The 19,961-nt window shown below is 40.9% G+C and carries 15 protein-coding genes; 10 read left to right on the top strand and 5 right to left on the bottom strand.

Translation table 11 applies throughout. The annotated features are described in order from the left end of the window. Nucleotides 1-62 precede the first annotated feature (62 nt). The gene (locus BM090_RS04100; RefSeq protein ID WP_091507947.1) at nucleotides 63-665 is read left to right on the top strand and encodes a hypothetical protein; all 603 of its coding nucleotides are present in this window, start codon (nucleotides 63-65) and stop codon (nucleotides 663-665) included. A gap of 98 nt (nucleotides 666-763) precedes the next feature. Here BM090_RS04100 and BM090_RS04095 read toward each other — a convergent pair whose 3' ends face one another. Beyond that, the gene (locus tag BM090_RS04095) at nucleotides 764-2,347 is read right to left on the bottom strand and encodes an OmpP1/FadL family transporter (RefSeq protein ID WP_091507944.1); all 1,584 of its coding nucleotides are present in this window, start codon (nucleotides 2,345-2,347) and stop codon (nucleotides 764-766) included. A gap of 135 nt (nucleotides 2,348-2,482) precedes the next feature. Here BM090_RS04095 and BM090_RS04090 point away from each other — a divergent pair, with 135 nt between their 5' ends. Continuing rightward, nucleotides 2,483-5,629 carry a CHAT domain-containing protein gene (locus BM090_RS04090; RefSeq protein ID WP_143083859.1) on the top strand — a complete coding sequence of 1,049 codons (3,147 nt, stop codon included), beginning with the start codon at nucleotides 2,483-2,485 and terminating at the stop codon, nucleotides 5,627-5,629. A gap of 58 nt (nucleotides 5,630-5,687) precedes the next feature. Here the strand turns inward: BM090_RS04090 and BM090_RS04085 are convergent, their stop codons facing one another. Both BM090_RS04085 and BM090_RS04080 read right to left on the bottom strand, forming a co-directional pair. Further along, entirely contained in the window at nucleotides 5,688-6,179 is a 492-nt protein-coding gene (locus BM090_RS04085; protein WP_091507938.1) for a PaaI family thioesterase, read from the bottom strand. Between the two features lie 133 nt (nucleotides 6,180-6,312). Further along, nucleotides 6,313-8,718: a DUF5686 family protein gene (locus BM090_RS04080; protein WP_091507935.1), complete on the bottom strand. Its 2,406-nt coding sequence runs from the start codon at nucleotides 8,716-8,718 to the stop codon at nucleotides 6,313-6,315. Nucleotides 8,719-8,912: 194 nt separating this feature from the next. Between BM090_RS04080 and BM090_RS04075 the strand changes: the two genes are divergently transcribed. Further along, the gene (locus tag BM090_RS04075; protein ID WP_245756676.1) at nucleotides 8,913-10,064 is read left to right on the top strand and encodes an o-succinylbenzoate synthase; all 1,152 of its coding nucleotides are present in this window, start codon (nucleotides 8,913-8,915) and stop codon (nucleotides 10,062-10,064) included. Here the strand turns inward: BM090_RS04075 and BM090_RS04070 are convergent. Both BM090_RS04070 and BM090_RS04065 read right to left on the bottom strand, forming a co-directional pair. Continuing rightward, nucleotides 10,054-10,665 (bottom strand): DUF1684 domain-containing protein, encoded by a 612-nt coding sequence (locus BM090_RS04070; RefSeq protein WP_091507932.1) that lies wholly within the window; start codon nucleotides 10,663-10,665, stop codon nucleotides 10,054-10,056. The genes BM090_RS04075 and BM090_RS04070 overlap by 11 nt on opposite strands. A 186-nt stretch (nucleotides 10,666-10,851) precedes the next feature. Continuing rightward, entirely contained in the window at nucleotides 10,852-12,948 is a 2,097-nt protein-coding gene (locus BM090_RS04065) for a hypothetical protein (protein WP_143083858.1), read from the bottom strand. Between the two features lie 193 nt (nucleotides 12,949-13,141). Between BM090_RS04065 and BM090_RS04060 the strand changes: the two genes are divergently transcribed. From BM090_RS04060 to BM090_RS04030, 7 genes are read left to right on the top strand one after another with little or no spacing between them, the layout of a single operon-like run. Then, nucleotides 13,142-13,774, top strand: a complete 633-nt coding sequence (locus tag BM090_RS04060; protein ID WP_091507925.1) for a GNAT family N-acetyltransferase — start codon at nucleotides 13,142-13,144, stop codon at nucleotides 13,772-13,774. A 9-nt stretch (nucleotides 13,775-13,783) separates the two neighbouring features. Then, nucleotides 13,784-14,983 carry an argininosuccinate synthase gene (locus tag BM090_RS04055; protein ID WP_177199831.1) on the top strand — a complete coding sequence of 400 codons (1,200 nt, stop codon included), beginning with the start codon at nucleotides 13,784-13,786 and terminating at the stop codon, nucleotides 14,981-14,983. Continuing rightward, the gene (gene argC, locus BM090_RS04050) at nucleotides 14,984-15,952 is read left to right on the top strand and encodes an N-acetyl-gamma-glutamyl-phosphate reductase (RefSeq protein ID WP_091507918.1); all 969 of its coding nucleotides are present in this window, start codon (nucleotides 14,984-14,986) and stop codon (nucleotides 15,950-15,952) included. It begins immediately after the preceding gene. Nucleotides 15,953-15,964: 12 nt separating this feature from the next. Then, nucleotides 15,965-17,104: an aspartate aminotransferase family protein gene (locus BM090_RS04045; RefSeq protein ID WP_091507914.1), complete on the top strand. Its 1,140-nt coding sequence runs from the start codon at nucleotides 15,965-15,967 to the stop codon at nucleotides 17,102-17,104. A 27-nt stretch (nucleotides 17,105-17,131) separates the two neighbouring features. Then, complete coding sequence (locus BM090_RS04040; protein ID WP_091507910.1) at nucleotides 17,132-18,088, top strand: Rossmann-fold NAD(P)-binding domain-containing protein; 957 nt, start codon at nucleotides 17,132-17,134, stop codon at nucleotides 18,086-18,088. A 10-nt stretch (nucleotides 18,089-18,098) separates the two neighbouring features. Then, nucleotides 18,099-18,899: an acetylglutamate kinase gene (gene argB / locus BM090_RS04035; RefSeq protein WP_091507906.1), complete on the top strand. Its 801-nt coding sequence runs from the start codon at nucleotides 18,099-18,101 to the stop codon at nucleotides 18,897-18,899. Next, nucleotides 18,877-19,956: a M20 family metallo-hydrolase gene (locus BM090_RS04030; protein ID WP_091507903.1), complete on the top strand. Its 1,080-nt coding sequence runs from the start codon at nucleotides 18,877-18,879 to the stop codon at nucleotides 19,954-19,956. Before argB ends, BM090_RS04030 begins: the two co-directional genes overlap by 23 nt. Nucleotides 19,957-19,961 lie beyond the last annotated feature (5 nt).

Below are 19,961 nucleotides of genomic sequence, written 5' to 3'. Positions count from 1 at the left end.
ATTTTCTAATTTTGCAGCCCAATTACTTTATAGAAACGTAAAACCAAATTTTGTAACTTCTCATGCGTATCAAACCTACTAAGCGTCCGAAACGCTCCAATGTGCCCGTTCGGATGGCATTGCAGTTGTTGGTGTTGGTCGTGGCCATTCTGCTCGGCCTGATGCTCAACGATATGCGCCGCAATCGCTTGGCCAACAAACAAGCCGCCGAAGCATTGCTGGCGATTCGCTCCGAAATCAAACACAACCAACAAGTTTTGGCCAGTCTTCCCGCGCCCGATACGATGCATTGGAAAATACAAACGCTGTCGGCTGCCGAAGCCCATATTTTGTTTGAAAACATCCGCAATCAACCACAAAACAACTGGGTTTACGCGCTTCCGTATTGGAACACGGCTATTTATCAGACCGAACAACCCGCGATTAGCAGCGTAGCCGAACCCGTAAAAATAAGTTTGCAAACTTGTTATTCTTTACAAAATCAACTATCCGAACAACAGCAAAACATTCGTTATCAGTGGCTTATTATTTCAGAAAACAATGCCACCTCGCAATTACCTGCGCTTTTTGCCGATTGGAATGCCTACCTCGACACACGCGCCAAGCTGCAAGCCGCCCAACGCGCTGCCATCAAAACGATAGACGATTTGCAGATAGATATTTAAAAATTACCCAATAAAAAAGCCCGTCAGTACGCACCGACAGGCTTTTTACCGTTTTTATGTAATCAACAAATGCAAATCATTTAGTCTGCAATAAAATCTTAGAAGAACGTTCCGACCGTAAAAACGACGTTGGTATAATTGTTTTTTACGCTGATGGCATCCATGTATTTGTGTGCCTGAAAACTATTTTCAAATTTGTTGGTTATGACAGCCATATCCACATAATAGTTTGGCATACGCACCCCAAAACCGCCTGTAATGAAAAGTTGGTCGCGTTTGAGATTAGAAGTGCTATTAGTATAAGGATCTGGATAATAGGCTGCTCCCGCACGGAAACGACAAACATTGTAGCGCAATTCTAGGCCGCCACGCAGATTAAGTACGGATTTGTAAAGGTTGTTGATGGTACGGTTGTCGGCGGCCATGTTGCTACCTGTATTGTTACGCACGCTCAAATTGGCATTGCTGTAATTGATGTATTCGGCATCGAATGAGACAAAACCCGCTTTTCCCAGAATAAATGCAATTCCACCAGTGGCTTTCATGGGTGTACGGAGACTATAATCGTACTTAAATTCTGTGCCTTTGGCCGACTCGTTGTACAGCGTGGTGCTGCCGTATTGTAGGCCGTTGAAGTTGGCACTCATGTCTGTGTGGCTAGTTTCGTTGAGGGCATAAAAAGTTGGACTTTGGATGCTGGCTCCAATGCGTACAAAATCCGTTGGGCGGAAAATAAGCCCAGCTTTGAAATTAATACCTGTTCCCGAAACTTTTAGTTTGTCAGTTACCTGAAAAGTAAAACCATTAAAAGCATTGTAGGAGTTGTTGGCCACTTTCGTAATGGTTTCGTTGTAAACACTTTCGCGCTGATAGCTCAACGTTGCCACGCCGATTGCTCCGCCAATGTATAGGCGGTCGTCAAAATTGCCACCGTAAGCAAAATCCCATTGGTTTTGGTTGCCTGTGGTGGTTACTGTGCCGAACTGGTGCAAATCGCCACGCGGCACAATCGGGTAAAGTTCGTTAGTGCCCGTATCTACATCTGCAATGTAACTGTCGTAGGCCGAGTTGAGCAAATCTTGTTCGTAGTTGCGGTTTTCGGCATCAATATTTAAAACACTGGCCGAATATTTTCCCATCAAGTCATTGTAATAGTCCATGACAGAATTGTTGACATACTGGCCGTTTTGTTGTTGTAGCGGACTGTTACCGTCGTAGCTGTAGCGATTTTGGAAGTTATTCATGCGCGTAAGCGTAATGGCAAAAGCACCACCACGCCAACCACTTTGTTGTTGGTCGCTGGCTCGTACGGGATTGGCAAATACGATGCCCAACTGTGGAATATTGGCAGCGGCTTTGTTGTCGCGCAAAGTCAGGTTGTTGTAGTTGGTTTCTGAACCTGCAAAACCTACACCCAAACTTCCCGCAAATTCTGATTTTTTGTAAAGCCCAAGCCCTGCGGGGTTGGCTGCGGTGGCACCCATATCAGCACCTAAGGCCGAGACGGCACCCGCCACGCCGAGCGTGCGTGCACTACCACCAAATTTGGTTTGCGAAAAGCGAAGCGCGTCTTGATAATAACCATAGGCGTTGGGGTCTATGTTGCTGGTTTGGGCTGCCACATCGAAGCTAGTGAGCAAACTCAAACTTCCTAAAAGGCTAAAAAAAGAATATTTTTTCATAACATTGATATGCTTTTGTGTCTAGTGAGATGTAAGTACAAATTACGATTATATTTGTTTACCAAAAAGCTAATTACAATTATTAGGCCAAAAATTATATCAATGATTAAGTAGCATATTTTATTTCTCGTATTTTTGGGAAAAGAAGCTATGATTTCTTGGTATTTTATAGCTAAGTTTCTTGTTTATAGTGTTTTATATTGTGTGTGTTTCTCTAACTTTAAAATAAGTGTGCTTTATATTTTAAAGCATTACTTGTTTGTTATTTTGTATTATTGTATGATATATAAATATACTCTTTTTCTGTGTACTTTTTTGTTGCTGCTTGATATAGACACTAATGCAGCTAAGATTACGCTCCCAGATGATGATTATTTCGCAAAACAGTATCAAAAAGGCTTGATTCTTTTTAATGATAAAAAAGAAGATAAGGCTCTTATTGTTTGGGAAAATGCCCTTTATCGGGCAGATAGTTTACATATTTATCGCGGTGTTTCTTTGGCAAATATAGCCAAGGATATAGCGAATATTTATTGGAAAAGAAATAATTATGTCTTTTCGCTAAAATATTTAACTCAATCATATATTTATTTGGAAGAAATACCAGAAGAATATATGCTAAAAGCAAAGGTGTGCAAGGCTTTGGGTATTTGTTATAAATACCTAAATAACCACAAAGAGTCTATTAAATTTCACAATAAGTCTCTTGAGTTTATAAGCAATACTAAAGAGGATAATGCAGATTTTTATGTTAAGGCTTATGAGAAAATATCAGAAGCATATGAATATGTCATTGATTATGAAAATGCTATTTTGTATAAAGAAAAACAGGCTCAATATATCTTTAAGCACCAAGCAAATGAAACTGCAAAATTATCTGGAGTATATAAAGATTTAGGAGCTCTTTATATAAAAATAAATTCGCATAAAGAGGCACTATTTTATTACCAAAAAGCGGTAGAATTAATGAAGAAGCAATCTATTGATGATCCTGATTTAGCGCAAATTTATAGATCAATAGGTATTATATATTATTATTTAGCTTTATATCAAAAGTCTATAGATTATTACTTGTTATCATCTTCAATCGCCGAAAAACATAATAATAATGTAGATTTTCTTGTTGGATTATATAGCAATATTGGCAGTTCATATGATGCCATTGATGCGCATGAACAGGCGTTCTTTTATAAGAAAAAAGCATTGGATTTGTGTGCAAATTCACCAGAAGAAAACGTAGATAATCTTATACTTGTTTATAATAATATAGCCAATACCTATCATTTTAGAGGAAAGTATAAATTATCCCTAAAATATAGTATGAGTGCCTTAGAGGTAAGCCAAAAATATCAAGATCAAGAATCAACAGCAAAAATATATTTTAATATAGGCCAGCTTTATTTGTCTAATAAAATATTAGATTCGGCGATGTTTTTCTTTGATAAAGGGTTAGTACATTGCTCCAAAAATGTTTATCCACTACATATTTTTGATAAAAATTATTTTTTGTTGTCAAAAACGGAAGTATATCTTATTCAAAATAAAGTAGATAAAGCCACTGAATATTTTCGTAAAATAGAACCGAGTACATATTTAAATACACACGGAAGTAGTGTGTTTAATTTAAGAAAAAGTTATTTGGAAGCACTTATTTGCGAAAAAAATGAGAAAGAAGAACAAGCAATCAAAATAATAAGTCTTTGTGATTCAGTGGCTTTGTCTATGAATAAAGACTTCTATGACGATGCAGACAGATTGGCATACGTTTCTCTTGTACATGATATTCATAGTGCAGGCGTGAGACTTTCTTATAAACGATATACTAAACTAAACGATAAAAACTACTTAAATAAAGCCTTCTTTTTCGCAGAAAGAAACAAAATGCAGGTGCTTTTACAAACAATAAGTGAAAGTAAGTTAAGAGAAGCAGCGGGACTTCCAGATTCTTTACAAAGAAAGGAAAAGTCGCTAATACACGAACTAAAATCATTGCAAAAGGATTTTTTTGAAGCCAAAAATAAGGATAATATTTTTATAGATTCTTTAAAAATATATTACCTACAAAAATATAAAGAATACGAAAATTGGCTAGCTCAAACAATGGTAAAATACCCTAAATATTTTGAGTTGAGTAAAGGTCAACAACCTATTTATTTGAATGATTTACAAACTAAAACACAGCTAAATGATGTTATTATTTCTTATGTAGTGAGTGATTCAGCTACTTATGCATTTATAATTAGCAACAATGATTCAAAACTAATAAAGTTGCCATTGGCAGATAGTTTGGAAACTAAAATTAGAAATATTAGACAAGCTATTATGGTAAAATCGGATGAAGATTTTATTCCTACAAGTAAAAAAATATATAATGAAATATGGAAGCCTATACAAGATATTCTAAATGAAAATAATAATGTAAATAATATCGTTATTATTCCTGATGGAGCATTATTGTATTTGCCTTTTGATGCACTGATTAAATCAAAAGATAAGGAGCTGATATATTTGTTGAATAAATATACAATTGCTTATCAATATTCTGCGACGCTTTGGTCAGAAAAAAGAAATCCGAGTACAGCTAATTCGGATGCTTCATTAGCGGCATTTGCTCCTGTTTTTGGCCAAAAACTAGACCAATGGCACCCTACTCAAACACTTCGAGGTGGCCGTAATGTACAAAATTTGATGGATGTGGAACCACTTCCTGCAACAGAACTTGAGGTAAAAAAACTAGATAGCCTTTTTGCCAGTAATAAACTAAGAAATAAAATTTATTTGCGTACTCAAGCCTCTGAAGTAGCCGTAAAATCTCAAAATTTATTCAGGTATAAGTATTTACATTTTGCTACTCACGGAATTATTAGCGATAAAAATCCTGATTTTTCGGGTTTACTGCTCTTGCGCGATTCGCTTTCTGATAACGATGGAAAATTATATGCTTCTGAAATTTATGGTTTGAGACTTAACGCGGATTTAGTCGTTTTATCTGCTTGTGAATCAGGGCTTGGGAAGCTGATACAAGGAGAAGGCCTTGTGGGATTAAGCCGAAGTTTTTTGTACGCAGGAGCTTCTAATTTATCGGTTTCGTTGTGGCGCGTGGCCGACGAACCAACTCGTTTGTTGATGACTTATTTCTACGAATACATCATTACGCAGTCCAAATTAAACAAGCCGATTCGTTATGCGGAGGCTTTGCAGCAAGCCAAATTAAAGTTGATTCGCACATCTCCGTATAATTCTCCTTACCATTGGTCTTCGTTTATTTTGATTGGATTGTAATGTTGAAGTGGGTCGTTTGTCTTATTTTAATCATACAAACGACCCACTTTTGAAAAAATTAAAACTGCATGATCAGGCACGTAGATACGCTATGCGCATATACGTTGCCGTTTTCGTCGGTGAGCGAAGCCTCCACCAAAGCCGTGCTTTTGCCTGCGTGTATGAGTTTGCCTATGGCAGTCATCTTGCCGCTTTTGGTGGTTACGGCTTTCAAGAAATTAACTTTTAGTTCCAGTGTCGTGTAGCCCGAACCTTTCGGCAAAACGGATTGCACCGTACAGCCCATTGCCGAATCCAAAATCGTAGAAATAACGCCACCGTGTACCGTTCCGATGGGATTGTACTGGAACTCTTCTGGGTTCATTGTAAAGCTCACCGAGCCTTTTTCTACCCGAAATCCATTGAAATCCAACGTGTGCATAATCGGAGGCGGTGCGATGTGTCCGTCGCGCATGGCTTCCAAATATTCCAATCCTGACATGTTGCGGGCTTTGCTTGCGCCGTCCAGTGGGTTTTCCCAACTGAAAGTACGTGTTCTTTTGTTTTCCATTGTTGGTTAATTTGTTAAAAATTTCTACCTATTTATAGATAGGCAAATCTAACCCAAAGAATTGATTAATAAAAGTAAAACGGCCTTATCTTTCAGGATAAAGCCGCGCGAGGAAACGATAAATTGATTTTAATTAAACGCCAATCGACACCGTGAATTTGTAAAAAATATTGTCGGAGGCGTTGGGTAGTTTGTAGTAGCCGTGTCGCAAGAAAGCCCCCGCACCAATGCCCGTTTTCAAGCTGCTGAGCTTGAGTACAAACAAATCGTGTACGAACATACCCGATTCGATATAGCCTTTATTCATGGTGTTGAATTTCAGGCCGCCATGCTGCGTGTTATCCGCCAAAGCCCCATAACCCATGTTGTGAGAAATCGAAATAGATGGATAAAATGGAAAATGCGGAATAGACATTTTGCCGAAATTGTGCGAAAAGAACATGGCCACGTAGCGGTCGGACAAAAACTCGTTGTATTTCATGGTCTCGAAACTGTTGTGGGCGATAGTCGAAATTTCGCTGTAACTGCCTTTGGCATTATACAAAAGCGAGTAGGGGAGTGCGCCTGTGGCTTTGCCTGCCACTGCCTGCAAACCAAATTCTCCCAACCCCAAAATCTTACGTTTGTACTGCAACTTTGCGTCCCATTTGTGATAGGCAAAATCGCCGTTCAGAGCCGTAAGGCCGCGCGTGTATTGCACCCAAATTTCGGGATATTTTGTCCCTAAAGAAATGCGTTCGTTTTCAAGTTTTACGAATTTTTCGCCCAACGAATAGCGCAATGCAGCTTGTATTTCGTTGGTAATGAAACTGTTCACGTTGTTTTTTTCGTAAGAATAAACGTATTGCGGCTCTGTGTTTTGGCGTTTGAAACTAAACTGCAACCATGTGTAGTTGCGCAAATGACCGCGAAGGGCTACCGTGTTGGCCGTGTATAAATCCATGCGTGGCACTCGAAGTAATCGCTGATTTTCAGAACGATACATGGTTTTATCAAAGGCAAAAGTTACGCTGCCTGGTTCTGTAATTTCGCGCGTGTGCGTGGCCGCCACTACAATTTGCAAATCTTTGTGCAAAATACTTTGACCTGAAAGACTGTATTTCCAAAGCTTATCCCTAAAGCCAAAACCGCCATAGCCGCCCATTTGGAATATTTTGGAAAAGCGTTGGTTCGTTTGCAATCCCAAGCCTAGCCGCAGTCCTTCGTACTCATTGATTTTGAAAAAACGACGCAAAATAATATCGGTTTTTCGCAGCGGTACAGCTCCTTGTGCAATGCGTGAGCCTATTCCCAAGAATCGGTCAAAATCCTTGAAATTGCCCATTTGCTTATAAAAATCAAACGTATTGTTGTCTTTTTCGGTAAAAGGTTCTTGACGCACACTGTTCCAAAACACGGTGTCTTGGGGCATTCCTGTCGTAAAATCAAGCACTACTTCACTTTTGGGCGTTTTGCCAGAGCCGCGCCCGAAGCGAGGATTATAAATGTAAGTATTGTTTGTACCAACTATTGGAATACCATTGGCACGCGTCAGGAGTTTGGTTTGTGTCTGGACAGGAAACCAATGTTTGCCCGTTTGGGCGTAAGTCTGGTACACAGCAAAACGCGTGTCTGTTTCGCGGGCTGGCGTGGCTTCGGCGAGTTGCACGGCGTAGCCGTTGGTATTTATATACAAAAAACCTTTGAGAGCAGCTACTTGTCGAATGTGTAACGGATTGAATTTGAGTGTGTAAACTGTGTCTTTTCCGACTAAGGCCGTGTCTATTACCGAAAAAATATAACGCTTGAACGGGTTGCCTGCCAACGGACTGATGTAGTTTGCGCCCGCAATATTGATGTAATCTTCGTAGATTGAAAAAGGTTGCCATTGCGACATCATAGTTAGGGCAGAACGACTTTCTACGCCCGAAACATTGCTACTTCGCACGGTTTCTTGCTGGCGCAAATCGTTTTGGTAAGTACGTTTTGTGGAAGATTCCATTACAAATAAATGATGTGTCTTTTCGGACATGGGTAGGCTCACGCCAAACCATTTTAAATATTTATTGGCTTTGTTTTTGGCGGCTACAAGGCTATCAGAACTAAAAGTAAGTTTTGTATAAGATTGATAATCAAAAGGTTTTTGGAGTAATGGGCTGTTGGTATGCTTGGCGGCTAATACTTTATTGATCAATTGCTCAGCTTGTGGGCTGGTTTCTTCATCAAAATAAAAAAACAAATAGCGGCTCATTGTAACATTTATTTCGGCCTTGGGGTTTTGGGGTGCTACGCGCACCGACCTGAACAAATGGCTCTCAAAGTCTAAGGTTTTGATAGGCTGGGAAAGTGCAATGTCATATTGGCCTTCAATGTCTGCAAAAAAGTGCATTTGTCCGTTTACAATGACATGTGCAAAAGGAATAGGAGCATGGTTATTGAATGTTTCGCGCACTTGCCCGCGTACTTGATAGCGACTTTCTTGGGCAATTACTACTTTATTTGAAATTCCTATACAGAATATATTTAATACAAAAAACAATTGAATATATCGTAATTTCATGCTAGATTTTTTGATGATTTATCGCTGAGCCAAAAGTAAAACCTAAATTTGGATTGTTATGAAAAAAATTCAATTTCTTTAAACAAATATTTGTTAAATTATATTAGGTGAAAAATTGTGTAATTCATTACATAGTGCGTTATTTGGTATTTCAAACGCAAAAATATTGCCGTAATAAGTGGTAATTTGTCTTGATGCAAATTGAAGTCCCTGATTTTAACCAAGCTATTGAATTTCATACTATGCAACTAAAAGCAACCTACCAAAAACACACATTACAATTTAAGTTTGATGCGGGCACTTCTAGAGGTGTGTTGCGCGAACGAGACGTGTATTTTATTCGTATTTACGACGATCGCCACCCAAACCTGTCGGGTTGGGGCGAATGTGGTGCGCTTTCGGGTTTGAGTCTGGACGATCGCCCCGATTTTGAAACGCATCTGGCGCATATTTGTCATAAAATATCCACTTCGCCGTTTGATGTGAACAATGTTTGGTCCAATTCAAGCGAAATTATCAATATATTTTGTACCTATTTTGTTCCCGAAACATTTCCATCTATTCGTTTTGGGATAGAAACTGCCCTCTACGACCGCCTCAATGGTGGCAGACGGCTTATTTTCAAAAATGATTTTTACAAAGGGAAAAAAGCGATTCCTATCAACGGCCTTATTTGGATGGGGCAACCCGATTTTATGCTTTCGCAAATAGAGCAAAAGCTCGAACAGGGTTATAAGTGCCTGAAAATGAAGATTGGAGCAATTGGCTGGAAAGAAGAATTGGCGATTTTGCAGATGTTGCGCCAGCGTTTCAGTGCCGACCAACTCACCTTGCGCGTAGATGCCAATGGTGCTTTTTTGCCGCACCAAGCCCCCGAAATTTTACAGATTTTGGCCGATTTGCAAATTCATTCTATCGAACAGCCCATTGCCGCAGGCCAAACACAAGCAATGGCCGAGCTTTGTCGTATTTCTCCCGTTCCCATTGCCCTCGACGAAGAGCTGATTCGCTGCACGGATTTTGATGCAAGAGCCGCGCTGTTGCAAGTGCTCAAACCTGCGTATCTGATACTCAAACCCTCGCTTTTGGGTGGCTTCGCGGCCTGCCAAGACTGGATAGAGTTGGCGGCTAATCATAATATTAGTTGGTGGATTACTTCGGCTTTGGAATCTAATGTAGGCCTTAACGCCATTGCGCAGTTTACAGCCCAATTTCCCAACACTGCCGCCATGCCACAAGGCTTAGGCACTGGCCAACTGTATCATAACAACATCGATTCCCCGCTTCAAATCAAAGATGGATTTTTGCATTATGCGCCGTCGGAGGCTTGGGGTACTATTTTTTAAACTTCATTTCGCCCGCTTCTATGGCCATGCGCAAACTGTTTTCGCGCGGCGGTATTGGGCAGCTATAATTGTAGTTATAAGCGCAATAGGGATTATATGCAAAATTAAAATCCAGCGTGATACGTCCTTGCGGCTGTACGGGAACGTCCAAGTAGCGACCTGCGCCATAAGTGCTTTGGCCTGTGGTGGCATCCGTGAACGGCACAAATAGCATATTTTCTTCGGTGTTACCTTGTTTTTGGTAAAAATACAAAGTGTCTTTTACGTGGTCTATGCTAATTAGTGCAAAACCATATTTGCGGAATCGTTCTTGCTGTTTGTCGCTCATGCGCATCAAAAATGTAGCGGTATCTTTTAGCACTTTTAGCGTTGTTTCAATTTTATATTTGGGGGCTGCGTCATAATAGCGCAAGGATTTGAAACGCCCCGTTGAGCCAAAAGGAGAGTTTTCGTCTGTCCGAAAATGCTCGTCTTTTTGTTGGCGATACTGCGCAATAGATAATTTATAGTTGTCGGGGTTGGCATTGCGCGAATTAACGTACAGTTGCAAAGCCATCAGCCCGACCACCGCAAACACAGCAAAGGCAATTATTTTTTTCATACAATGTTATTTATCAAAAGGTTAGTTTGCGACGATTGGCTTTCATAAGAAAAGACCTAATCGAATTATTTTTCTACAAAAATAATAAAAATCTAATAAATTTTTATTGATAATCAAATAGATAAACAAAAAAACGCACCATCAGTTCCCCGACGGCGCGTTTTGGTTTTTGCCTTTAGGCAAAACTTATTTGATTACGGCAAATTTGCCTTGAAATACTTTGTTGTTGTCCAAATCCTCTACCGAGTACAAATACAAGCCTCTGGCAATGATTTGGCTGTTGGCCGAGAGCAAATCCCAAGCGTGTTCGCCACCCGAAAATACCGTGTTAGAAACGCTTGAATAAGTGGAATACCAGCCAGCATCTTCGCCTTTGTACGACTGGTTATGCTCAAAAGAGTCTATCAAATCACCCGCCAACGAGAAAATACGCACACGCGCACGCTTTGGTAAGTTGGCAAACATCAGTTTTTTGTCTTCGGCGCGTGTACTTGGGCCTTCCCACGAAGCTCCCGCGTAATACGGATTCGGGTAAACAAATGGGTCGGTTGATTTGATGTTGCCGTTGGCTGGTTTGCCTGCAAACACATGATACACGTTGGCCAGTGGCGCACTTTCCAAAATGTCAAGGTTGTTAACTTCGTCGCCTTGGTCGAAGGCCGTAACCGCCACTACATATTGCCAGCCGTTTTGGATATTGTTTAGTGTATATTTATAGTAATATTTCGTTGTTGTATCTTCGCCAAATGTTACAGGTTTGGCTAATGTAATCGGCTCAAAACCATTGTCATAACCAATTTTGTCGCCTGGTTTATCGTAAGTAGCCACCAGTTCTAAGTTAGATGCCACATCGATGGTACTTTGTACATCATAACCGAGCTTGCTTTTGTAGATTTTATATCCTTCAAAATCTTTTTTACGCGAAATTGGATCAACGGATTCTTCGGCAAATTTTGTCCAATAAATATCAATAGCGTTATCGCGAGCAATTACTTTTGTTGGCGGAATGTTTGGAGGTGATGGCAATACAAAGCGTGTAATTTTGCCGTTTTCGTCCACGTCTTCGCCTTCGTCCAAAATACCGTTAGCGTTTACGTCTTCGCCGTTGTAGGCTGTTTGTGCCCAGCTTGTATTTTTCAAAAGATTGGCTTTTTGTGCTACGGTGTTGGCTGTGTTTGGCAACCCGTCATCTACTTTTTTAGCACAAATTACAGCAAACGAAACAGTTACTTTTTCGCCGCTTCTTATTTTTTTGAAAGGCCCAGCTGTGATAAGCGTAGAACGGTTGCTTGGTTGGCTGATTTGTGTTTGGATGGTATTCCAATCGCTGCGGTAGTTAAGGCCGTCAGTCATTTTTACATAGCGTTCCAAATCAGATTGAGGTGCTGCATACAAACCAACTGAGCCAAATTCCCATGTATTATAATGTACTTTGAAATTTGGACTAAAACGAGGGTCTTTGTTGGTGCCATCCACATCGGACGCGCCCAAATATTTGAGGGCAAAGAAACTTTCTGTAAAGCCCACATCGCCTGCCGCATCAAATTCATAACCCAAATACAAAGAATCCACGTAGCCGTTACCGCCTTTGTTGAAAAAGGCTGTTCCGCCTGGTGCCGTACGGTTTACGTTACGAATTACGCCGTCTGCCCATGTTGCAAAATACACACTATCAATATCTTGTGTGCTGTTATTGGTGATTTCGTAGTTTAAGATTACAAAGAAGTTGGCAAAAACAAAGTTCCAGTTGTAGCTCTCAAAATGCACATCCAAACCCAATGGTTTGTGTGGAATAGTAGTTCCTGTAGCTGTTTGGGTTACGGGCTTGGACGTGCCCGGTACTACCAAATTTCTGTCCGTAAAGTCGGCATAAAAATCTTGGTGCGAAATAGCATTTGGATTATACAAAGGACTATTGAATAATGAAGAGCGTTCGCCCAAAGTTGCACCAACAGGGGCTGTCATTTCAAAGTTGGGAGAACCCGCCGAATAGCCCGCCGACGACTCAAATGCACCTGTCGTAACGGAAATTTCACCGTTGCTGTTTTTGCCGCCAACCCAAAGGCCGCCTTGAAACAAATGTTCTACGCCCGATTTGGCAGGGAACTGACACGAAGGTGAGCCTGTATAATAACTTCCCTTGAACGCGTTGCCTATCATGCCCAAGTTGTTGATAGTCATGGCGATATTAGAAGCACTGGTTTGTTTTTCTTGTAATGTTTGGGCGTAGTTTGTCGAAATTACACACCCTAACAATATAGTAGGTATAAATTTTTTTAGCACGTCTGAAAACTTTTGGTATTACAAATGGCCGCAAATTACGGAATCCTTTGCAATTTCTTGTTATGGCAGTATTACCAAGCATATTTTTTCTGTAATCTCGCTAACATGAAAGATATTTTATCTTTTTGTTTTTATTTTAATAGATAAAGTATCTACATTTGCGATACAAAACGACCAATAATATAGTTTAGCAATGATAATTACTGTTTCTAATAGCACTCATACCATTTATGCCGAGCAAATTTGCGAGGAAATGGCCGCTTCTGCCAAAGCGCGTGGAACGGGTATTGCTAAGAGAAGTCCTGAATATGTCGCCAAAAAATTGGAACAAGGTGAAGCCGTGATAGCTCTGGATGGCGAAAAATGGGCGGGCTTTTGTTATATCGAAACGTGGCAACACGGTGAGTTTGTGGCCAATTCTGGCCTTATCGTGTCTCCTGACTACCGCAAACATGGCGTAGCCAAAGGCATTAAGCAAAAAATATTTGAACTTTCGCGCAGCAAATACCCCAACGCCAAAATTTTTGGCCTTACTACGGGGCTTGCCGTCATGAAAATCAATAGCGATTTGGGTTACGAACCCGTTACTTACTCGGAGCTGACCACCGACGAGACCTTTTGGGCAAGCTGCAAAAGCTGCGTGAATTATGATATTCTCACCAGCAAAGACCGCAAAAATTGCTTGTGTACTGCCATGCTCTACGACCCTAAAGACCACTATACACCCGCCGAAACCGCCTTGCATTTCAAGCAAAAAAGCAAAGTGTATGAGCGTTTGCTCCGCATCAAAAAACAATTAGTAAAAAATATTTTATTCTTCGTATAATCAATTAAAATGAAAAAAGTAGTTCTTGCTTTTAGTGGTGGTTTGGACACCTCTTTTTGTGCTATTTATTTGTCTAAGGTCAAAAACTTAGAAGTTCATGCCGTAACCGTAAATACGGGCGGTTTTTCTACCGAAGAAATCCAAGAAATCGAAGCAAAAGCCTTGTCTCTTGGTGCAAAATCTTTTGTTTGTCTGGACGAAACAGATAATTATTATCAAAACTGTATCAAATATTTGATTTTTGGTAATATTCTCAAAAATAATACTTATCCGCTTTCTGTCAGTGCAGAACGCGTTTATCAGGCTACTTCTATTGCCAATTATGCCAAAAAATTGGGTGCAGAATACATTGCACATGGTAGCACTGGCGCAGGAAACGACCAAGTTCGTTTTGATATGATTTTTAATATTTTAGCTCCAAAAATTGAGATAATTACGCCAATTCGTGACCTGAAATTGTCGCGTGAGGCCGAAATAGATTTTCTCAAAGAACATGGCGTTGAAATGAATTTTGAAAAAGCAAAATATTCTATCAATAAAGGCCTTTGGGGTACGTCTGTGGGCGGAAAAGAAACGCTTACTTCACACGGTTATTTGCCCGAAGAATCGTTCCCGACACAACTAACTAAAAATGCTCCAGAAAATTTGACTTTAATTTTTGAAAAAGGAGAATTAGTGGGCATTAATGAAGAAACATTTGCAAGCCCCGTGAATGCTATTCAACGTTTGCAGGAAATAGCTGCACCGTTCGGAATTGGTCGCGATATTCACGTAGGTGATACGATTATTGGCATTAAAGGACGCGTTGGTTTTGAGGCTTCCGCTCCAATTATTACAATTAAAGCGCATCATTTGCTCGAAAAACATACGCTTAGCAAATGGCAACTGTTTTTGAAAGAACAATTGTCTGCTTATTACGGTTCTTGGTTGCACGAAGGACAATTTTTTGAACCTGCAATGCGCAATATTGAAGCCTTTTTAGGCCAAACACAAGAAACTGTAAACGGAAAAGTATTTGTAACTTTATTGCCGTATCGCTTTGTTCTCAATGGCATTGAGTCGGAGAATGATTTGATGTCTGCTAAGTTCGGAAGTTACGGCGAAATGAATAATACTTGGAGCGGTGAAGATGTAAAAGGATTTTCAAAAATATTTGGGAATAATGTTGCCATTTTCCATCAAGTAAATAATACTTTTTCTGCTGAATAAATGAAAATAAAAGCGGGTATCATTGGGGCAGCAGGCTACACGGGAGGCGAAACAATTCGCCTTTTGCTTGGTCACCCTTTTGCCGAATTGATTTTTGCCAATAGCAAGAGTCAAGCAGGCAAATATTTGTACGAAATTCACAGAGATTTGGTCGGCGAAACACAATTGCGTTTTTGTGACGACACGCCCAAAGTAGATGTGTTGTTTCTGTGTTTGTCGCATGGCGAAAGTCGCGTTTGGTTGTCGGAAAATACACTCGATGCCAATACGTTTGTGATAGACATGGGCAACGATTTTCGTCTGGACGGCCAATGCGGAGACCGCGAGTTTGTGTACGGATTGGTTGAATATCAGCGAGATGTAATCAGAATGTCGCAAAATATCGCTAACCCAGGTTGTTTTGCCACAGCCATTCAGCTTGGTCTTTTGCCTTTGGCGCAACAAGGTTTGCTCTCCGAAGTTTATACTACGGGCGTTACAGGTAGCACAGGCGCAGGCCAAAAATTGCAAGAAACTTCGCATTTTAGCTGGCGACTCAACAACATTTCGCCATACAAAACGCTGACGCATCAGCACTTGGACGAAATGCAAAAAACGCTGGTTTCTTTGCAACCAAATTTTGGTAAAAATATTTATTTTACGCCTTGGCGCGGCGATTTTGCACGCGGAATTTTTACAAGTTCCATGCTTACAATTACGCATGATTTGAAAGAAATTTATCATTTGTACAAAGAATATTATGCCGAATCTGCTTTTACTTTTGTTTTGGATAAAAACATCGATTTAAAACAAGTAGTAAATACGAATAAGTGCGTTATTTCGTTGGAAAAAGAAGGCGATAAATTAGTAATTCATACGGCAATAGACAACTTGCTAAAAGGTGCTTCTGGCCAAGCCATTCAGAACATGAATTTGATGTTTGGAATAGAAGAAACAGCAGGTTTGAAACTAAAATCAATTGTATATTAAAACAGAAAATAAATGAAACTGTTTGACGTATATCCGTTATTCAACATCACGCCAGTAAAGGCAAAAGGTAGTTATTTGTGGGACGAAAAAGGCCAAAAATATTTGGATTTGTACGGCGGACACGCTGTTATTTCTATTGGTCATAGTCATCCACATTATGTAGCAAAACTTACGAATCAACTCAACGAAATTGGTTTTTATTCTAATTCCGTTCAAATCCCGATGCAACAGCAATTAGCTACGCTTTTGGGGCAGGCAAGTGGCTACGATGATTATAATTTATTTTTGTGTAATTCGGGCGCAGAAGCAAACGAAAATGCTATTAAATTAGCATCATTTCACACAGGAAAAAAGAAAATTATTTCGTTTTCTAAATCGTTTCATGGTCGTACTTCGATGGCCGTAGCAGCAACCGACGACAAAAGTATTGTTGCACCCGTAAACGAAACAGAAAATATTATTTTCTTGCCTTTTAACGATGAAAAAGCCTTAGAAAATGCCTTTGATGAGCAAATAGCAGCCGTCATAATTGAAGGCATACAAGGCGTTGGTGGCGTTAATATTCCGACCGAGTCATTTTTGCAAAAAATAAAGCAATTGTGCCAACAATTTGGCGCAATAATGATTTGCGATGAAATACAATCAGGCTACGGACGCTCGGGCAAATTTTTTGCACATCAATTCGCCAATGTTCGCCCCGATATTATCACAACGGCCAAAGGAATGGGCAATGGTTTTCCTGTGGCGGGCGTGCTAATTAGCCCAGAAATTAAGGCAAAACATAGCATGTTAGGCACTACTTTTGGCGGAAATTATTTGGCTGTGGCCGCTGCAATTGCCGTTTTGGAAGTCATAAAATCCGAAAATTTAGTGGAAAATGCAGCGAAAATTGGCGACTATTTGGTAAGCCAATTGCAAGGCATTGAGGGCATTAAAGAAATTCGTGCTTTGGGGCTAATGGTGGGCATTGAATTGGATACACCTTGCGCGAATGTGCGTAATACTTTGCTCAAAGAACATTTTATTTTTACGGGTTCGGCTTCTAACAAAAATACGCTTAGAATTTTGCCCGCGCTCAATGTTACGACTGCCGAAATAGATATTTTCGTGGAGGCATTTAAACAAGTAATGATTACAGAATTTGAACACTAACTCAATTAATTATATTCAACAAAATCAATGAAATATTTCACTTCGGTACACGATGTAAAAAGTGTGGAGCAAATGCTTCAGGACGCATTGGCTCTCAAAAAAAATCCGTTGGGTTTCCAACATTTGGGTAAAGGCAAAACTTTGGGGTTGGTGTTTCTCAATCAAAGTTTGCGCACGCGCCTAAGCACCCAAAAAGCGGGTAACAATTTGGGAATGAACGTGATTGCGCTCAATGTTGGCCAAGAAAGTTGGACTTGGGAGTTTGATGATAATGTGGTGATGAATGGCGCAAAAGTTGAACATATCAAAGATGCAGCCGCTGTTATGGGGCAGTATTGCGATGTGATTGGGATTCGCTGTTTTCCGTCGCTTACCAGCCGCGAAGACGATTATAACGAAAAGGTTATCAACCAGTTTATAAAATATTGTCGCGTGCCTGTCGTGTCGCTGGAGTCGGCTACACGCCACCCGTTGCAGAGCTTTGCCGACCTTATTACGATTACCGAAAATTGGAATAAACCAAGTAAGCCCAAAGTGGTGCTTTCGTGGGGACATCATATTAAACCGTTGCCGCAGTCGGTGGCCAATTCTTTTACGGAATGGATGCGCAATGCGGACGTTGATTTTGTGGTTACGCACCCTGAGGGCTACGAATTGAGTACAGAATTTACGCAAGGCGTGAAAGTTACGCACAATCAGGATGAGGCGTTGCGAGGTGCGGATTTCGTGTATGTGAAAAATTGGTCGTCGTTTGAGGACTATGGCCAAACGCCTGCCGTGTCGGGTGATTGGTTGCTCACTCCCGAAAGAATGCAAATTACCAACAACGCCAAAGTGATGCACTGCTTGCCAGTGCGCCGCAATTTGGAAGTGAGTGACTCGCTACTCGACGGCGAAAACTCCCTGATTTTGCAACAAGCCGATAACCGACTTTACGCCGCGCAAGCTGTGTTGAAGGAGATTTTGGAAACAAACTTTTTTTGATAAAATATTTATGTCTAAGGACTTAGAGAAAATTTACGTCATTAAAATTGGCGGAAATGTTATCAACGACCCCGAAAAACTGGCTGCTTTCCTTGCGAAAGTGGCCAGTACCAAAGGCCGTAAAATAGTAGTACATGGAGGCGGAAAATTAGTAAATCAGTTGGCCGATAAACTCGGAATTGTACAACAAATGGTCAATGGCCGCCGCATTACGGACACCGAAACGCTGGAACTAACGGCGATGATTTACGCGGGGCTTATTAATAAAAAAATAGTAGCGACTTTGCAGGCCAACGGCTGTAATGCTATCGGACTTTCGGGCGCGGACGGCAACAGCATTTTAGCCCAAAAACGCCCCGTTGGTGAAATTGATTTTGGTTGGGTAGGCGATGTTAAAGAAATTAATACGTTGCTAATCAATCAATTACTTTCGGCAGGAATTACGCCCGTGTTTTGCTCAATTACGCACAACGCGCAAGGCCAGTTGCTCAATACCAACGCGGACACTATCGCCTCGACGGTAGCGACGGCATTGGCTGCCACGCAGCCTGTACGCTTGGTTTATTGCTTTGAGAAAAAAGGCGTTTTGGCGGATATAAACGACGATAACTCGCTTATTACCAGCATTAATCCCGAAAAATATACGCAACTTTTGGCCGATGGCATCGTAGCCGACGGCATGATTCCCAAGCTCGAAAACGCATTTGCGGCCATAGCCAAAGGCGTGCAGGCCGTCACGATTTGCAACGATAACGACATTGTAGAAATACTCGAAAACGCTCCCGATTATGGAACTACACTTACAAAATAGCACCACGCAATTAGCCGATTTGGCACTCAGTACGCTCAAGCAACTAATTGAAATAGAATCGTTTAGCCGACAAGAAGACAAAACCGCTGATTTGCTACAAAATACGCTCGCCTCATTGGGCATTGCTTTTGAGCGAAAAGGCAATAATGTTTGGGCTAAAAATTTGTATTTCGATGCGGCCAAGCCTTCCGTTCTGCTCAACTCGCACCACGATACGGTAAAACCTAACAAAGGTTACACGCTGAATCCGTTTGAGGCGATAGAAAAAGATGGTAAATTATATGGTTTGGGAAGCAATGACGCGGGCGGTGCATTGGTTAGTCTGATGGCCGCTTTTTTGTATTATTACGATAAGCCTTCGCTCAATTATAACGTAATTTTTGCGGCAACTGCCGAAGAAGAAGTTTCGGGAACTGGCGGTATTGAGCTTATAGCCAATGAGTTGGGTGAAATATATTTGGGCATCGTGGGCGAGCCAACCGAAATGCACTTGGCTATTGCCGAGAAGGGACTTTTGGTACTTGATTGTGTTTCGCATGGCACGGCTTCGCACGCGGCACACGAAAACAACAACAATGCACTTTACAAGGCGTTGGCCGATATTGAATGGTTCAGAACGTATCATTTTCCCGAAAAATCAGAGATTTTGGGCGATGTGAAAATGACGGTTACTATCATTAAGGCGGGTTCGCAACACAATGTTATTTCGGATAAATGCGAGTTTACGGTGGACATCCGAACCAATGATAAATACCGCAATGCAGATGTGTTAGCGGTTGTAAAACAGCATGTTAGCAGTGAAGTAACGGCGCGTTCGTTGCGTCTCAACTCGTCGGCGATTAGTCCCGAACACCCATTTGTAAAGGCGGGTTTGGCTTTGGGCAGAAAAATTTATGGCTCGCCGACCACCTCCGACCAAGCACTCATGAACTTCCCGACCGTGAAACTTGGGCCGGGCAACTCGTTGCGCTCGCACAGCAGCGACGAATTTATTTTTGTGGATGAAATCCGCGAAGGAATCGAAATTTATTGCAAATTATTATCTTCTATTTTATAAAAAAA

Origin of the sequence: Flexibacter flexilis DSM 6793, from assembly GCF_900112255.1 — a bacterium.
GTDB classification, from domain to species: Bacteria; Bacteroidota; Bacteroidia; order Cytophagales; family Flexibacteraceae; genus Flexibacter; species Flexibacter flexilis.
Note: the sequence above shows the minus strand (reverse complement) of the source record. Positions and strands in the feature narration are given on the sequence as shown.

Coding starts and splice junctions, on each gene's coding strand:
- BM090_RS04100 (WP_091507947.1), top strand. CDS start 63: ATGCGTATCAAACCTACTAAGCGTCCGAAACGCTCCAATGTGCCCGTT.
- BM090_RS04095 (WP_091507944.1), bottom strand. CDS start 2,347: ATGAAAAAATATTCTTTTTTTAGCCTTTTAGGAAGTTTGAGTTTGCTC.
- BM090_RS04085 (WP_091507938.1), bottom strand. CDS start 6,179: ATGGAAAACAAAAGAACACGTACTTTCAGTTGGGAAAACCCACTGGAC.
- BM090_RS04080 (WP_091507935.1), bottom strand. CDS start 8,718: ATGAAATTACGATATATTCAATTGTTTTTTGTATTAAATATATTCTGT.
- BM090_RS04075 (WP_245756676.1), top strand. CDS start 8,913: ATGCAAATTGAAGTCCCTGATTTTAACCAAGCTATTGAATTTCATACT.
- BM090_RS04070 (WP_091507932.1), bottom strand. CDS start 10,665: ATGAAAAAAATAATTGCCTTTGCTGTGTTTGCGGTGGTCGGGCTGATG.
- BM090_RS04060 (WP_091507925.1), top strand. CDS start 13,142: ATGATAATTACTGTTTCTAATAGCACTCATACCATTTATGCCGAGCAA.
- BM090_RS04055 (WP_177199831.1), top strand. CDS start 13,784: ATGAAAAAAGTAGTTCTTGCTTTTAGTGGTGGTTTGGACACCTCTTTT.
- argC (WP_091507918.1), top strand. CDS start 14,984: ATGAAAATAAAAGCGGGTATCATTGGGGCAGCAGGCTACACGGGAGGC.
- BM090_RS04045 (WP_091507914.1), top strand. CDS start 15,965: ATGAAACTGTTTGACGTATATCCGTTATTCAACATCACGCCAGTAAAG.
- BM090_RS04040 (WP_091507910.1), top strand. CDS start 17,132: ATGAAATATTTCACTTCGGTACACGATGTAAAAAGTGTGGAGCAAATG.
- argB (WP_091507906.1), top strand. CDS start 18,099: ATGTCTAAGGACTTAGAGAAAATTTACGTCATTAAAATTGGCGGAAAT.
- BM090_RS04030 (WP_091507903.1), top strand. CDS start 18,877: ATGGAACTACACTTACAAAATAGCACCACGCAATTAGCCGATTTGGCA.